We start from the raw sequence: 16,997 nt of genomic DNA on the forward strand, positions 1-16,997 counted from the left end.
GCCCGACTCACTCATAACGTAACGCCTCCGCCGGCTGGGTGCGCGCAGCACGCCAGGCGGGATACAGGGTGGCGAGGAAACTCAGGACCAACGCTGCACCGCAGACCTGGAACACGTCCTGGGCCATCAGCTGCGAAGGCAGGTAATCAATGAAATACACGTCGGCGTTCAAGAATTTGTGGCCGATCAACCCTTCAAGCAGCGAAATCGCGGCGCTGACATTGAGCGCAGCCAGAATGCCCAGCCCCGCGCCGATCAGCGTACCGACCACACCGATCACCGTGCCTTGCACCATGAAGATCGCCATGATCTGCCGGGGCGTGGCGCCCAGTGTGCGCAGAATCGCGATGTCGCCTTTCTTGTCATTGACCACCATCACCAGCGTGGAAATGATGTTGAACGCCGCGACGGCCACAATCAGCAACAGCAACAGCCCGATCATGGCTTTTTCCATGCGGATGGCCTGATAGAGGTTGCCGTGAGTGCGCGTCCAGTCACGGGAATAGAAATTGTTTTCGCCCAGTTTCTGGGCGATTTCCCACGAAGTGCGCGGCGCTGCGAACAAGTCATCGAACTTCAGACGCAGGCCCTGCACCTGATGAGGCTTCCAGCGATGCAGACGGGCCAGGTCGTCCAGGTTGGTCAGCCCCAAAAAGCCGTCGATTTCGCCAGCACCCACATGAAAAATGCCGGTAACCTCGAAACGCTTCATGCGCGGAAACATGCCGGCTGGCGTGACAGTGACTTCCGGTGCAACGAAGGTCAGTTTATCGCCTACCACCACACCCAGCTTGGCCGCAGCCTTGTCGCCGATCATGATCCCGAAGCTACCGGGCGACAGGCTGTCGAGCCGACCTTGCTTGATGAAGTTATCGATGATCGAGACCTTGCGCTCTTCAACCGGGTCGATGCCGTTGAGCAAGACCTTCTGCACCTTACCGTCATGGGTCAGCAAACCCTGCATCTGGGTGAAAGGCGCAACCGCCAGCACCTGGGGGTTTTCCTGCACCTTGGCCGCTAGGCCACGCCAGTCGGTGATCGGGTCAGCGGATTCGATGGTTGCGTGTGGCACCATGCCAAGCACGCGGGTACGCATTTCGTGATCGAAACCGTTCATCACCGATAACACGACTATCATCACCACAACACCGAGGGCGAGGCCGATCATGGACGTCAGGGAAATGAAGGAAACGAAGTGGTTGCGTCGCTTCGCACGGGTGTAGCGCGTGCCGATGAATACAAAAAGAGGTCTGAACATGTAGGAATTTGTTCGCAGGAATGAGGACGTCCATGTGGCGGGCCTTGCTGTGCAGCTTTACACTCGGAAATCTCTGACCACCGCCGTTAGCTTGGGTTCGCCATGTCGACATTAGATGAAGCAGGACGCCGCGAATACTACCGTATCGACGACAGCGTCGCACTGGAAATTAACCCCCTGTCTTCCGCCGATCAGGCAAGCCAGGATGCCATGCAGGACACTTCGACGCTGTTCGACCTGCTCAGCGAACTGCACGTCAGCGAGTTCGAATCGCAGCACCTGATGCGCCAGCTCGACGAACGCGACCGGGTGTTGAACAGCTTTCTCAAATCCCTGAGCAAGCGCATCGACCTGCTGGGCGAGGTGGTTGCGCACACCGCACTGGGCAAACTGGGGGCTCCTCAGCCGGTAAAACTGTCCGAAGGCGGCATTCAATTCAATTCGCAACAAGGTTTTGCAACAGGCGAACAACTGTCGATCAAGATGGTGCTGATGCCTCAGGCAGCGGGCCTTATGCTGCGCGCCAGAGTGTCTCAGTGCGATGCACTGGCCGACGGTAATTTCGACGTCAGCACTGAATTCGTCAACCTGCCGGACGCGCAACGCCAATTGCTCGCGCGCCATGTATTGCAGCGTCAGGCCCAGCATCGACGTCAGGCACTGGAACAAGGTCAGCCTTCCGGGAACTGACTGCCCGCCATCTTTATTTCACATCAGCAATCGGCGCCTTAACGGCCAGGAGTAAACGTGACCCTTATCTACGGCCACCGCGGCGCCAAGGGCGAAGCACCGGAAAACACCTTGGTCAGCTTCCAGCAGTGCCTCAAGCACGGCGTACGTCGCTGTGAACTGGATCTGCACATGTCACTGGACGGAGAGTTGATGGTCATCCATGACACGACTCTCAAGCGCACCACCGATCGGCGCGGCAAGGTCAACGAGCATCTTGCCGCCGACCTGGTGAACTACGACGCGCGCAAAGGTGGTCCGGGCTGGGTATCGCCCTGCCCCATCCCGCGTCTGGAGGAGCTGTTCGAACAGTGCGATTTCGACCACTGGCAGCTCGAGGTCAAAAGCGCCTCACGCACCCGCGCGGCCAATACCGTGCTGGCAATCCGGGAAATGGTGCAGCGTCACGGGTTGCTGGACAAGGTGACCATCACCTCCAGCTCACGTGAAGTTCTGCGCGCAGCCCTTGAGCTGACGCCTGATATATCGCGCGGGCTGGTAGCCGAATACGCCTGGCTCGACCCGTTGAAGGTTGCGCAGAACTATGGCTGTGAAATGCTCGCATTGAACTGGACACTGTGTACCCCGGAGCGCCTGCAGAAAGCACAACGTCAGGGCCTGCATGTGTCGGTATGGACGGTCAACGAACCTGCACTGATGCGCAGGCTCGCTGATTTCGGCGTCGACAGCCTGATTACAGACTTTCCCGGTTTGGCCACCGCCACGCTCGGGAATCACTGAAATCGGTCTCCCCGGCCGGCTCAGGCCACCGGCCGGAGTCGCTTAAAAAAGCCGGTTGAGGCCGTCGTAAGCAGCTACCCGGTAGGCTTCGGCCATGGTCGGGTAGTTGAACGTGGTGTTGACGAAGTACTTGATCGTGTTCGCATCACCCGGCTGGCTCATGATGGCCTGACCGATGTGTACGATTTCGGACGCCTGGTCGCCGAAGCAGTGCACGCCCAGCACTTCAAGCGTTTCACGGTGGAACAGGATCTTCAGCATCCCGACCCGCTCACCGGAGATCTGCGCACGGGCCATGCCCTTGAAGAACGCCTTGCCGACTTCGTAAGGCACCTTGGCCTGAGTGAGTTCGTGCTCGTTCTTGCCGATCGAACTGATCTCGGGGATGGTGTAGATCCCGGTCGGCACGTCGTTGACGTAGCGCCAGCTGCCGTTGTCGACCACGCTGCCCGCCGCTGAACGACCCTGGTCATAGGCGGCACTGGCCAGACTGGGCCAGCCGATCACATCACCGGCGCCGAAGACGTTGGAAACGCTGGTGCTGTAGGTCTCGTCCACTTCGATCTGGCCGCGACCGTTGGCCTTCAGGCCGATATTCTCCAGCCCCAGCTTGTCGGTGTTGCCGGTACGTCCGTTGCACCACAGCAAGGCGTCCGCCTTGATTTTCTTGCCGGACTTAAGGTGCAGAACAACACCGTTATCCAGGCCTTCGACCTTTTCGTATTCTTCGTTGTGGCGAACCATCACGTTGTTGTTGCTGAAGTGATAGCTCAGCGCCTGAGAGATTTCCGAATCCAGGAAGCTCAGCAACTGATCACGGTTGTCCACCAGCTCGACCAGAACACCCAGACCGCTGAAGATCGACGCGTACTCACAGCCGATTACGCCAGCACCGTAGATGATCAGTTTGCGTGGGGTGTGGCCCAGGCTGAGGATGGTGTCGCTGTCGTAGATACGCTTGTGGCTGAAATCGATATCCGCAGGGCGATAAGGCCGCGAACCGGTGGCGATGATGATCTGATTGGCAACCAGTTTTTCCACGACGCCGTTGGAGCAGACCACGTTGATGCTGGTCTCGTCGGCGAAACTGCCGGTGCCGAAGAACACATCGACGCGGTTGCGAGCGTAGTAGGAGGTGCGCGAAGCCACTTGCTTGGAGATGACCATTTCGGCGTTTTTCAACACATCCGGAAACGAAAACCAGCGTGGCTCGCCGATGGCCCGAAACATGGGGTTGGTGTTGAACTGGATGATCTGCTTGACCGAGTGACGCAGAGCCTTGGACGGTATAGTGCCCAAATGGGTGCAGTTGCCGCCCACCTGCCGACGGCTGTCGACCATGGCGACCTTGCGCCCCGCCTTGGCGGCATTCATTGCCGCGCCTTCTCCGGCAGGGCCGGAACCCAGTACTACTACGTCGTAGTTGTAGACAGCCATGCGTACTCCTTAAACAGACCGAGGCGCCACTTTGGCATCTCTGGCTAAATAACGCGGCGCAGTTTAGCGCTTCAACGAGGCGGGGAACATTAACCCTTGGTCGCGTCGAAGGCCAATTTTTGTCTGCGCAGGGTGCGTTATCGGCTGTTCCGTGCTCTCGCCTTATCGCGGTTGCTCCACAGCCAGGCGATCAAACGACGCGTTGCTACGGATGATAAAGTGCTTATCGGCATGAATCACAAAAAAAGCAGGGATTTTGTGTTCCTGCGCATAATTCCAGCCTCGCTCCGGACCGAGCATCAGTAACAGGGAAGACAGCCCATCAGCCATCAGTGCAGAGGGGTGAATAACGGTGACAGAGGCCAGCGCGTGCTGGATGGGTCTGCCGGTCCGCGCGTCGAGCGTGTCGGAAATACGCAGGCCATCGGTTTCGGTGTAACGATGGTAGTCGCCCGAGGTAGAAACGGCGTAACCGTTCAGGGGAAACACTTTTTGCGTGGCGTAACCCTCACTGCCTGGCACATCGAGGGTCACCCGCCAGGGCGAGCCGTCGGGCTTGAAACCGCTGACTTTCATTTCGCCTGTGGCCTGCACCAGGTAATCGTGCAACCCCAACGTGCTCATCAGTTGGCTGATACGGTCGACCGCGTGACCGGCGGCGATACTGTTGAGGTCTACCTGCACAGCAGCGCTCTTGCACAGTTGCTGGCCGACGATACGCAAGTTGCGATAGCCGACGATCTTGCGGGTCACGTCCAGTTGTCGTGCCGACGGCCTTTGTTCGAGAGGCCCATGAGCACCCAGCCCCCACAAGTCCGCCAGCGGTTTGACTGTTAAGTCAAAGGCGCCGTCGCTGTCTCGGGAGAGCTGTTCGCCGACACCGATAAGCTTGAGGATTGATTCGGGCACGATCTGACAGCTGTTGGCAGGCAGCGCATTGAAGCGTTCGATATCCGAGTCGCTACGCCAAAGCGACATCTGGTGATCGACCTCGTCAAGAATCGCCTCTACCTCTGGCCGCAACGCTGCTGCCTCGGGCTGGCCGGCAGCGCGCACATACACCACAGAGTAGTGACTGCCCATGGTCGGCCCGCCGAAGCTTTCCAGCGTTCGCTCGCGACCACAACCGCCGCACACAAGTAACACCAGGCACCCTGCAATTCTGCCAAACCCGCGCAAATCCGTGCCCCGCAGCTTAAAAACCATTCAAAGCAACTTGCATGCGATGGCGGGCAAGTCAGAAAGATGTTCATCGCAGCATAGCGGGGCGCGCCATAAACAACGCCCAGGCGAGGATGAACGGAGCAGTGAGTGGTCTCTGACAGTCAGAGGGTTCCCATACGAGCGTTCAGCCCATTCATTCTTCATTGGATACGCCACCACCACGCCTGACGACGCTGTCTTATTTTTCCCATCTGTCAAGTGCTCGTCAGTTGATAGCAAATCGCCGAAACGGTTGTTTTTGAGCCTCTTTACACATACTGTTACAAGTGTGCATCGCCATTCGCACACACGTAGCGGCGATGTAAACGGATAACAACGACAACGGACTCCAAGCCGACGAGCCTGAGCGAGTAACTAAATGGCCTCCAGCACCAGTAAGGGCAAAGCGATCTTTCGCGTTGTCAGCGGTAACTTCCTCGAGATGTTCGATTTCATGGTCTACGGCTTTTATGCCACGGCCATTGCCAAGACCTTCTTCCCTTCCGACAGCGCTTTTGCATCGTTGATGCTATCGCTGGCGACCTTCGGCGCAGGCTTCCTGATGCGCCCGTTGGGAGCAATCTTTCTCGGCGCCTACATTGACCGTCACGGACGGCGCAAGGGACTGATTATCACCCTTGCAATGATGGCAATGGGCACTCTGCTGATTGCTTGCGTGCCAGGTTATGCCACGCTGGGCGTGATTGCGCCGTTGCTCGTACTGCTGGGTCGCCTGCTGCAGGGCTTTTCGGCGGGCGTGGAACTGGGCGGTGTTTCGGTCTATCTGGCTGAAATCTCGACCCCGGGCCGCAAAGGCTTCTTCGTCAGCTGGCAGTCCGCCAGTCAACAGGCTGCCGTGGTGTTCGCCGGCCTGCTGGGCGTTGGCCTGAACCACTGGCTGAGCCCGGAGCAAATGGGTGAATGGGGCTGGCGCGTGCCGTTCCTGATCGGCTGCCTGATCGTGCCAGCAATCTTCATCATCCGCCGCTCGCTGGAAGAGTCTCCTGAGTTCGAAGCCCGCACGCATCGTCCAACCCTGCGTGAAGTCGTGCGCTCGATCGGCCAGAACTTCGGCCTGGTGCTGGGTGGCATGGCGCTGGTGGTCATGACCACTGTGACCTTCTACCTGATCACAGCCTATACCCCAACGTTCGGCAAGAACGAGCTGAACCTGACTGACCTCGAAAGCCTGCTGGTGACGGTCTGTGTCGGCGTGTCGAACTTCATCTGGTTGCCGATCATGGGTTCGTTCTCGGACCGTATCGGCCGCAAGCCGCTGCTGATTGCGGCGACAGTGCTGGCCATTGCTACCGCCTACCCTGCGCTGTCCTGGCTGGTTGCGCACCCGAGCTTCGGCAACCTGCTGATGGTCGAGCTGTGGCTGTCGTTCCTGTATGGCTCTTACAACGGCGCGATGGTCGTGGCCCTGACCGAGATCATGCCGGTCGATGTGCGCACCACCGGCTTCTCGCTGGCCTACAGCCTGGCAACGGCGACCTTCGGTGGTTTTACGCCTGCAGCCTGCACCTACCTGATCCACGAGCTGGGCAACAAGGCAGCGCCAGGCATCTGGCTGACCGGCGCAGCCGTGCTGGGTCTGATCGCGACGCTGGTACTGTTCCGCAAGAACGGGCAAAAGCTTGAAGCACCAGTCGCAGCTTCTGCCAGCTGATTCATCGCTGGACCTGTAGACAAACAAAACCCCGGCCCGGGTATCTCGGACCGGGGTTTTGTGTTTTCAGGCAATACGCTTCCAGGGCCGGAAGCTGAGCCAAAGCAGCACGCCAGGCAATTGCAACGCAATCATCAGACCCAGCGACCACTGATAGGCCTCAAGTGGATGCCCACCTCCCTGCCCGACTGGCCACAAGCTCAGCAACGCCCCTATCAGCCATTGCAGACAAAACGCGAGCACGAACACCACCAGATTGAAGGAAGAGCTGACCCTTCCCGCAAGCTCCGGTGATACCGATTGCGCCACGATGGCGTAGTTCATGGTGGTCGAGGTCCCGAAGAAGCTGAAACCCATGGCAATCAGGTATGGAGATACTGGCAAGCCGCTGGCCATCAGCATCTGGAAGACGATAAAGATCACCATTCCGGTGCCGCAGATCATGATCGGCTGCACGCCGAACCTGCGCAGATAATCGGTGATCGTGCCGAACGTCAGGGACCCCGCCACCATCGCGATAGCGCCGAACAACAGCACATTGGCCATCCCCGAATCACTCAAGCCCGCCATATCGCGTAACCACGGCCCCATCCACAGCGACAGGACCGACATGTAGATGGCGTGGGAGAACACCGAGTACAACGCCAGACGCCAGAACGTCCATGACGAGTACAGTTTGCCGACCGCAGCAAACATATCGCTGTAGTGGGTACTTTTGCTCTCGTAGGCCTTGGGAACACTGAGGTGTATGACCACCGCCACGCAAAAGGTCAGCAGCGCCAGAATCAGAAACGCTTCCCGCCAGGTCAACCAGCTCAGCAGTACATGCAGGGGCGTGGTCGACGCCATCGCACCCAGTCCGCCAATCGACAGCAGGCAGGCGGTACTCAGCGGCAAACGCTCGACCGGCAACCAGATGGCGCACGCCTTGATCGCACTCATCAGCGAGCCCGCTACCCCAAGCCCGATCAGACCACGCCCTATCAGCAGCCCCGTCTCGGTACTGGAGACACTAAAAATGACCGAACCGGCGACCGCAAACAACAGCATCGGCGCCTGTACGCTGCGCGGGCCATAACGATCAAGCATTACGCCGAGGGGAATCTGCGCGGCTGCGAAGGTGAGGAAATACACGCCCGTCAGCAGCCCGAGGCTGCTCGCAGGCAAGCTGAGGTCGGTTTGCAGGTCAACGTAGATCACTGCGTTGACAGTACGAAACAGGTAGGAAACGAAATGCCCTAGACCAAAGGGGATGAAAATCGTCAGAAACAGCAGGAAGAAGCTGCTTCTTAGTGGTTGCTGCAAATCGTCCATGGCCGAACTGCTCATCCTTTACCGCTCTGTCATTGTTATGGGCTGCGCCTGACAGATTCTCACGACACACCACAAAACGAAACGGGCCGAAACCTGCTGGCGCAAGGTTCGGCCCGTTTTTATCGCTGCCCGGTCAGGCCCGGCAACTCAAGCGTTCATGCTTATTGCGGGAAAGCTGGCGGATTGACGTCTGCCATGTCTTCCATCACGCGCACAACCTGGTGGCTGTAACCGAATTCGTTGTCGTACCAGACGTACAGCACAACGCGGTTGTCGTCGACGATGGTGGCTTCGGCATCCACGACGCCGGCGTGGCGCGAGCCCACGAAGTCGGTGGATACCACTTCCTGCGAGTTCACGAAATCGATCTGCTTGTGCAGGTCCGAGTGCAGCGCCATGTAGCGCAGGTACTCGTTCATTTCTTCGCGGGAGGTTGGCTTCTCAAGGTTGAGGTTGAGAATGGCCATCGAAACGTTCGGCGTCGGAACGCGAATCGCGTTACCGGTCAGCTTGCCGGCCAGTTCAGGCAATGCCTTGGCAGCAGCAGTGGCGGCACCGGTCTCGGTGATTACCATGTTCAGTGCAGCGCTACGGCCACGGCGATCGCCTTTGTGGAAGTTGTCGATCAGGTTCTGGTCGTTGGTGTACGAGTGAACTGTTTCGACGTGACCGTTGGTGATGCCGAACTTGTCGTTGACAGCCTTCAGCACCGGCACAATGGCGTTGGTGGTGCAGGATGCCGCAGAAACGATCTTGTCGTCAGCGGTGATTTCACCGTGGTTGATGCCGTGCACGATGTTCTTCAGCTTGCCTTTGCCAGGCGCGGTCAACACGACGCGGTCGATACCCGGGCACGCCAGATGCTGGCCCAGACCTTCGGCGTCACGCCACACACCGGTGTTGTCGACCAGCAAGGCGTCCTTGATACCGTACTGGGTGTAATCCACCTCGGTAGGGTTCTTGGCGTAGATCACCTGAATCAGGTTGCCGTTGGCAGTGATGGTGCTGTTGGCTTCGTCGATGGTGATGGTGCCGTCGAACGGGCCGTGTACCGAATCACGGCGCAGCAGGCTGGCACGCTTGACCAGATCGTTCTCAGCACCTTTGCGAACCACGATGGCGCGCAGACGCAAGCCATCGCCGCCGCCGGTCTTCTCGATCAGGATTCGCGCCAGCAGACGACCGATACGGCCGAAACCGTACAGCACGACGTCGGTGCCTTTACGCGGGCTGGTGCCCTGCTGACCCACTACACTGGCGAGTTCTTCGCGCACGAACTGCTCAGGCGTGCGACCGTTGCCTTCAGTCTTGAATTTCACGGCCAGCTTGCCGAGGTCCACCGAAGCGGCACCCAGCTTGAGCTCGCTCATCGCCTTTATAAGCGGGAACGTCTCATGTACGGACAACTCGACCGCATCGGACTGACGATGACGCGCGAAGCGGTGAGCTTTGAGAATCGCGATGACTGAACGGTTGATCAGGCTGCGGCCATAGATCGAACTTACCACGTTGTTATTGCGGTAGAGCTGACCGATGAGAGGGATCATCGCTTCGGCGAGGGCTTCACGATCAATCCATTCACCAAGACACTGGTCGGGCTTCTGAGTCACGGGAACCTTCCACATGTAGGGGCTGAAAAAAGGGGCTACATTATGACCGCGCCAGTGTTTATGAGCAATGCGCGGCTGTCAGATCAGCCGGCACTACATAATTTCTAACCGTAAATATCAGGTAACACGCTGGAAAACTGACAGCCACCACCTTCCCCCGTTACAATCGCCGCCCCTGTCGCAACGCCTGGAGCCTGACCTTCCGTGCCCGTTCTGCGTCTACCGCATCTTTCTGCCGCTGCAGGCAAACAACACTGGGGCAACCTTCCCGGTGCTGCACTGAGCCTGGCCATTGCCGAGGCCGCCAGCGCAGCCAAGCGCTTCACCCTGCTTTTGACCGCCGACAGCCAAAGCGCCGAGCGTCTTGAGCAAGAGCTGAAGTTTTTCGCCCCCACGCTGCCGGTGCTGCACTTCCCGGACTGGGAAACCCTGCCCTACGACTTGTTTTCGCCGCATCAGGACATCATCTCCCAGCGTATCGCCAGCCTTTACCGCTTGCCGGAGCTGGAGCATGGCGTTTTGGTAGTACCTATTACCACGGCCCTACACAGACTCGCGCCGACCAAATTCCTGCTTGGCAGCAGCCTGGTGCTGGATGTCGGTCAGAAGCTCGACGTGGACGCCATGCGCACCCGTCTGGAAGCCAGCGGCTACCGCTATGTGGACACGGTTTACGAGCACGGCGAGTTCACTGTTCGTGGGGCGCTGATCGATCTGTTCCCGATGGGCAGCAAGCTGCCGTTTCGCATCGACCTGTTCGATGACGAGATCGAAACCCTGCGCACCTTTGACCCGGACACCCAGCGCTCCATCGACAAGGTCGAATCGGTGCGTCTGTTGCCGGCCCGCGAATTTCCGCTGCAGAAAGAGGAAGTCACGCGCTTCAAGGCGCGCTTTCGCGAGCGCTTCGATGTCGACTTCCGACGCAGCCCGATCTTTCAGGACTTGAGCAGCGGCATTACCCCGGCCGGCATCGAGTACTACATACCGCTGTTCTTCGAAGAAACCTCGACCTTGTTCGATTACCTGCCGCAGGACACCCAAGTGTTCTCGCTGCCAGGCATCGAGCAGGCAGCAGAGAACTTCTGGAACGACGTGCGCAATCGTTACGAAGAGCGTCGCGTCGATCCGGCCCGCCCGCTGCTGCCTCCGGCCGAGTTGTTCCTGCCGGTGGAAGACTGCTTCGCGCGCCTGAAGAACTGGCCGCGCGTGGTGGCGAGCCAGCAGGACGTAGACGCCGGTGCCGGACGCGAACGCTTTCCTGCGCAGGTTCTGCCAGACCTGTCCATCGAAGCCAAGGCCACCCAGCCATTGGCGGCATTGTCGAAATTCCTCGACGAGTTCCCCGGTCGCGTGCTGTTCACCGCCGAATCCGCCGGACGTCGTGAAGTGCTGCTGGAACTGCTCGAGCGCCTGAAGCTGCGCCCGAAAACGGTCGACAGCTGGCTCGATTTTGTCGACGGCAAAGACCGCCTGGCAATCACCATCGCACCGCTGGACGACGGCCTGCTGCTTGAACAGCCTGCGCTGGCGCTGGTTGCTGAAAGCCCGCTGTTCGGTCAACGCGTGATGCAGCGTCGGCGCCGTGAAAAACGCACCGACGGCGGCAACAACGATGCCGTGATCAAGAACCTGACCGAGCTGCGCGAAGGCGCGCCGGTGGTGCATATCGATCATGGCGTCGGTCGTTATCTGGGACTCGCGACGCTGGAAGTCGAGAACCAGATCGCTGAATTTCTGATGCTGGCCTACGCCGAGGACGCCAAGCTTTACGTACCGGTCGCCAACCTGCACCTGATCGCACGCTATACAGGCAGCGATGACGAGATGGCGCCGTTACACCGGCTGGGCTCGGAAACCTGGCAGAAGGCCAAACGCAAGGCAGCCGAACAGGTCCGCGACGTGGCGGCCGAATTGCTCGATATCTATGCGCGCCGCGCCGCCCGCGAAGGCTATGCGTTCGCCGACCCGAAAGCCGATTACGCAACGTTCAGTGCCGGTTTTCCGTTCGAGGAAACTCCGGACCAGCAGACCACCATCGAAGCCGTGCGCGCCGACATGCTGGCGCCCAAACCGATGGACCGACTGGTGTGCGGCGACGTGGGCTTCGGCAAGACCGAAGTGGCCATGCGTGCCGCATTCATTGCCGTTCACGGCGGGCGTCAGGTCGCAATCCTGGTGCCCACCACACTTCTCGCCCAGCAGCACTACAACAGTTTTCGCGACCGTTTTGCCGACTGGCCGGTAACTGTCGAGGTGATGAGCCGCTTCAAATCCGCCAAGGAAGTCAGTGCTGCCGTTGCCGATCTGGCAGAAGGCAAGATCGACATCGTCATCGGCACGCACAAGCTGCTGCAGGACGACGTGAAGATCAAAAACCTCGGTCTGGTGATCATCGACGAAGAACACCGCTTCGGCGTGCGCCAGAAAGAACAGCTCAAGGCGCTGCGCAGCGAAGTCGACATTCTGACCCTGACCGCAACACCGATCCCGCGCACCCTGAACATGGCCGTGTCGGGCATGCGTGATCTGTCGATCATCGCCACGCCACCGGCGCGCAGGCTGTCGGTCCGCACCTTCGTCATGGAGCAGAACAAACCGACGATCAAGGAAGCCCTGCTGCGCGAGTTACTGCGCGGCGGGCAAGTCTATTACCTGCACAACGACGTCAAGACCATCGAGAAATGCGCGGCAGACCTGGCCGAACTGGTGCCGGAAGCGCGTATCGGCATCGGCCACGGGCAGATGCGCGAACGTGATCTCGAGCAGGTCATGAGCGACTTCTACCACAAGCGCTTCAATGTGCTGATCGCCTCGACCATCATCGAAACCGGTATCGACGTGCCGAGCGCCAACACCATCATCATCGAGCGCGCGGACAAGTTTGGCCTGGCTCAGTTGCACCAGTTGCGCGGTCGCGTCGGGCGCAGTCACCACCAGGCCTATGCCTACCTGCTGACCCCACCGCGCAAGCAGATCACCCACGACGCCGAAAAGCGCCTGGAAGCAATCGCCAATACTCAGGACCTCGGCGCAGGCTTCGTGCTTGCCACCAATGACCTGGAAATCCGCGGCGCAGGTGAGCTGCTGGGTGATGGCCAGAGCGGGCAGATCCAGGCAGTGGGCTTTACGCTGTACATGGAGATGCTCGAGCGTGCGGTCAAGGCCATCCGCAAGGGCGAACAGCCTAACCTTGATCAACCGCTGGGCGGCGGTCCGGAAATAAACCTGCGCGTGCCGGCCCTGATCCCGGAAGCCTACCTGCCAGACGTACACACCCGCCTGATTCTCTACAAGCGCATTGCCAACGCGGCAGACGAAGATGCGCTGAAGGACCTGCAAGTCGAAATGATCGACCGATTCGGTCTGCTGCCAGAGCCGACCAAGCATCTGGTCCGGATCACGCTGCTCAAGTTGCAGGCCGAACAATTGGGTATCAAGAAAGTCGACGCGGGTCCCCAGGGTGGCCGTATCGAGTTCGCGGCCGATACCCCGGTTGACCCGCTGACGCTGATCAAGCTGATCCAGAGCCAGCCCAACCGCTACAAGTTCGAGGGTGCCACACTGTTCAAATTCATGGTGCCAATGGAGCGTCCGGAAGAGCGCTTCAATACGATCGAAGCGCTGTTTGAGCGCCTGACCCCGAAAACTGCTTGAAGGATTCACGCATGCTTTTGTTCCGTTCATTGATCCTGCTGCTGACGCTGGTCGCCCCGACAGCGTTCGCGGACGGCCTGTATCAGGTCGAGGTCCTGCTGTTTCGCCAACATGGCGAACCCGCCTCGACCCGCCAGCGCGTGCCGGAAAACTGGGACAATGGCGCGCAGAGAATCGACTCGGGCAATGAACGAAGCCCCACGCTGATGGATCTGGCGGGTAAACTTCAAGGCAGCGGCAGCTATGACGTGCTGATGCAGCGCGCCTGGCAGCAGAACATCGGCACCGAGCCCGGCAAAATGGCGGTGACCAGCGGTGAAGAGAAACTCGGGCATTTCCCTATCGAGGGCACCGTGACTCTCGCCTTGGCGCGCTTCACTGATATCGATGCGCAATTCTGGGTCAATCAGCTGGACCCGCACGGCGTGGTCATCAGCAGCGAACGGCTGAAGCAGACCGCCAGGGTGAAAAATGGCGAGCTGACCTATCTGGATAATGGCAACCTCGCGTTGCTGATCAAGGTTTCTCCTCTTTGATTTTTTACGTACGCAAGGGACGCTGCGGCGCTCCCTTTCTTTTGAGTATCGCTGCGGCGTAGGGCTTTTTAAAACTTGTCGTCCATCCTTGAAAAAGTCCTGGCCGCGGCCTGGACAGACTTATTCCACGATCGAACGCTTGAGCGAGGGCGTGACTATGCCCGGCAAAAACGCATCGTGCTGGAAGACTCCAGCCCGCAGATCATCCGTACCGCATGCCGGGGCTCTGGCCTGCAGATATATACCCAGACCCTGCTGTTCAAAGACCCTGATCGCTACAAGAACTTCCTGACCTGCAAATGCACCTGCCCGGTTCGCAACGACTGCAAACATTGCGTGGCAGCGATGCTCTTTCTTCAGGACCCGGAAAACCGGCCACTGTTACAGGCCGCTCTGAGTTCGCACCAGCGGGAGATAGAGCAACAGGTCGAACAGCAGGCAGTGCAACGACTCAAACTGCCGGAGCGCTTGATCGATGACCTGCAACCTCGCCCCAGACTGATACTGGCGAGCATCGAGTTCAGTGCCTACGAGCCACGTAACGGCCGCATGCAGCGACACATCCAGCATCGCGCCGCACTGGCATTTGCCTACGGCAAGCACTACGCGGTCGGCACCACCAACGTGAGCATTCTGGTCAGTTCGCTGGGCAGTGATCTGGTCAATCAGAAAAGCGACATCATCGAACACACCGAAACCGAAACGCTGCGCATACGTCGTCAGGGCGAGAAGGAACGGCAGCTGCGTCAGGAACTCGCCGATCTGGGCTTCAAGGTCGCAACCCGGCAGAGCAAGGCGTTGCCTGACAGCGCTGGTGACATGTACGAACTGCCCAACGACAAGGCATGGCTGCATTTCGTACTCGACGACCTGCCCCGGCTGCGTGAGCAAGGCTGGGAAATCGAGATTCAGGAAGAGTTCGGCTTCGATGTCACGCCAGTGGAAGACTGGTACGCGGTAATCGACGAAGAAAACGAGCGCGACTGGTTCGACCTGGAACTGGGCATTATCGTCAACGGCGAGCGCCTGAGCCTGCTGCCGATCCTGATCAACCTGATTCGCAGCCATCCCGAACTGATGAGCCCTACCGCCGTGGCCAAACGCGGCGACGAAGAACAATTGCTGGTGCAGCTCAACCATTTCACCCAGAGCGGCGGCAGCCCGGTGCAGATCGCCCTGCCCTACGGCCGGCTCAAGCCGGTGCTGGCGACGCTGGGTGATTTCTACTGGCGTCAGGACGGCAACAACGCGCTGCGCATGAGCAAGGCCGATGCTGCACGCCTGACCCAGCTTGAAGACCTGCCGCTGACCTGGCAGGGCGGCGACCGTCTGCGCCATTTTGCCGAGCGCCTGATCAACATCAAGGACGCACCGGTCAGCCTGCCCGATGGCCTGAACGCCACGTTGCGGCCCTATCAGCTGGAAGGTCTCAGCTGGATGCAGTCGTTGCGCGAGCTGGAAGTGGGCGGCGTACTGGCGGATGACATGGGCCTGGGCAAAACGCTGCAGACCCTGGCGCATCTGTTGATGGAGAAACAGGCCGGACGCCTCGACCGACCTGCGCTAGCGGTCATGCCGACCAGCCTGATCCCCAACTGGCTGGACGAAGCCGAGCACTTTACGCCAGACCTCAAGGTGCTGGCGCTGTACGGTGCCAATCGTCATCAGGACGCAGGCAACCTGCAGGATTACGACCTGATTCTGACCACCTATGCGCTGCTGCCAAGGGACCTTGAGCTGCTTGAAAAGCAGCCCTTCCACGTGCTGATTCTCGATGAAGCGCAGTACATCAAGAACCCCAACAGCAAGGCTGCCCAGGCTGCACGCAACCTCAATGCACGTCAGCGCCTGTGCCTGAGCGGCACGCCGCTGGAAAACCACCTGGGCGAGCTGTGGTCACTGTTTCACTTCCTCATGCCCGGCTGGCTGGGCAACAGCAAGGAATTCAACAGCAACTACCGTACGGCCATTGAAAAACACGGCAACCAGGATCGCCTGCATCACCTGAATGCGCGCATCAAGCCGTTCCTGCTGCGCCGCACCAAAGAGCAGGTGGCGACCGAGCTGCCACCCAAGACCGAGATCATTCACTGGGTAGACCTTAACGACGCACAGCGCGACGTATATGAAACCGTGCGTCTGGCGATGGACAAAAAGGTCAGAGACGAGATCACCCGCAAGGGCGTGGCGCGCAGCCAGATCATCATTCTCGAGGCGCTGCTCAAGCTGCGTCAGGTGTGCTGCGACCTGCGACTGGTCAATCAGGACATGCCGGCCAACAGCAAGCAAGGCACCTCGGGCAAGCTCAACAGCCTGATGGAGATGTTCGAGGAATTGTTGGCCGAAGGTCGCAAGATTCTGCTGTTCTCCCAGTTCACCTCGATGCTCAGCCTGATCGAAGAAGAGCTGAAACAGCGCGGCATTGCCTACGCATTGCTGACCGGCTCGACGCGTGACCGACGCACACCGATTCACGACTTCCAGAGCGGCAAGCTGCCCATCTTCCTGATCAGCCTGAAAGCCGGCGGTACCGGCCTCAACCTGACCGCCGCCGACACCGTGATCCATTACGACCCCTGGTGGAACCCGGCAGCAGAAAACCAGGCCACTGACCGCGCTTATCGCATTGGCCAGGACAAGCCGGTATTCGTTTACAAAATGATCGCGCGCGGCACCGTGGAAGAGAAAATCCAGCGCCTGCAACGGGAAAAATCGGCACTGGCAGCCGGCGTGCTGGACGGCCGAACCAGCGGCGACTGGAAACTGCGCGACGAAGACCTGCAGGCTCTTTTCGCACCGCTGCCCGCAGCGCCGAAAAAGACCCGAAAGTGACCTGACCC

The 16,997-nt window shown here is 59.4% G+C and carries 11 protein-coding genes; 6 read left to right on the forward strand and 5 right to left on the reverse strand.

Annotated features, from left to right (window positions below):
* Positions 1–7 precede the first annotated feature (7 nt).
* Entirely contained in the window at positions 8–1,258 is a 1,251-nt protein-coding gene (locus I9H09_RS16185) for a lipoprotein-releasing ABC transporter permease subunit (RefSeq protein ID WP_005887544.1), read from the reverse strand.
* 102 nt (positions 1,259–1,360) lie between these two features.
* On the opposite strand from I9H09_RS16185, the gene I9H09_RS16190 reads away from it, so the two are divergent.
* Both I9H09_RS16190 and I9H09_RS16195 read left to right on the forward strand, forming a co-directional pair.
* Positions 1,361–1,948, forward strand: coding sequence for a PilZ domain-containing protein (locus tag I9H09_RS16190; protein ID WP_024670679.1), 588 nt, complete (start codon positions 1,361–1,363; stop codon positions 1,946–1,948).
* Positions 1,949–2,005: 57 nt separating this feature from the next.
* Positions 2,006–2,728, forward strand: a complete 723-nt coding sequence (locus I9H09_RS16195) for a glycerophosphodiester phosphodiesterase (protein ID WP_024670680.1) — start codon at positions 2,006–2,008, stop codon at positions 2,726–2,728.
* A gap of 42 nt (positions 2,729–2,770) precedes the next feature.
* On the opposite strand, the gene sthA is transcribed toward I9H09_RS16195, so the two are convergent.
* Positions 2,771–4,165, reverse strand: a complete 1,395-nt coding sequence (gene sthA, locus I9H09_RS16200) for a Si-specific NAD(P)(+) transhydrogenase (protein WP_122346927.1) — start codon at positions 4,163–4,165, stop codon at positions 2,771–2,773.
* 162 nt (positions 4,166–4,327) lie between these two features.
* On the reverse strand, positions 4,328–5,371 hold the full coding sequence (locus tag I9H09_RS16205; RefSeq protein ID WP_183142434.1) for an FAD:protein FMN transferase: 1,044 nt from the start codon (positions 5,369–5,371) through the stop codon (positions 4,328–4,330).
* A 376-nt stretch (positions 5,372–5,747) separates the two neighbouring features.
* Here I9H09_RS16205 and tcuC point away from each other — a divergent pair, with 376 nt between their 5' ends.
* Positions 5,748–7,040, forward strand: a complete 1,293-nt coding sequence (gene tcuC / locus I9H09_RS16210; protein ID WP_005887534.1) for an MFS transporter — start codon at positions 5,748–5,750, stop codon at positions 7,038–7,040.
* A 66-nt stretch (positions 7,041–7,106) separates the two neighbouring features.
* Here the strand turns inward: tcuC and I9H09_RS16215 are convergent, their stop codons facing one another.
* A complete protein-coding gene (locus tag I9H09_RS16215; RefSeq protein WP_122325334.1) occupies positions 7,107–8,369 on the reverse strand; it encodes an MFS transporter in 1,263 nt (420 codons plus the stop codon).
* Between the two features lie 146 nt (positions 8,370–8,515).
* The gene (locus I9H09_RS16220) at positions 8,516–9,979 is read right to left on the reverse strand and encodes a glyceraldehyde-3-phosphate dehydrogenase (RefSeq protein ID WP_122346928.1); all 1,464 of its coding nucleotides are present in this window, start codon (positions 9,977–9,979) and stop codon (positions 8,516–8,518) included.
* A gap of 189 nt (positions 9,980–10,168) precedes the next feature.
* Here I9H09_RS16220 and mfd point away from each other — a divergent pair, with 189 nt between their 5' ends.
* From mfd to I9H09_RS16235, 3 genes are all read left to right on the forward strand, one after another.
* Positions 10,169–13,621, forward strand: a complete 3,453-nt coding sequence (gene mfd, locus I9H09_RS16225; RefSeq protein ID WP_122325332.1) for a transcription-repair coupling factor — start codon at positions 10,169–10,171, stop codon at positions 13,619–13,621.
* Positions 13,622–13,632: 11 nt separating this feature from the next.
* A complete protein-coding gene (locus I9H09_RS16230) occupies positions 13,633–14,157 on the forward strand; it encodes a CsiV family protein (protein WP_122346929.1) in 525 nt (174 codons plus the stop codon).
* 75 nt (positions 14,158–14,232) lie between these two features.
* Positions 14,233–16,989, forward strand: a complete 2,757-nt coding sequence (locus I9H09_RS16235) for a DEAD/DEAH box helicase (protein ID WP_005887524.1) — start codon at positions 14,233–14,235, stop codon at positions 16,987–16,989.
* Positions 16,990–16,997 lie beyond the last annotated feature (8 nt).

The organism is Pseudomonas tremae (assembly GCF_023278125.1).
Taxonomy (GTDB): domain Bacteria; phylum Pseudomonadota; class Gammaproteobacteria; order Pseudomonadales; family Pseudomonadaceae; genus Aquipseudomonas; species Aquipseudomonas tremae.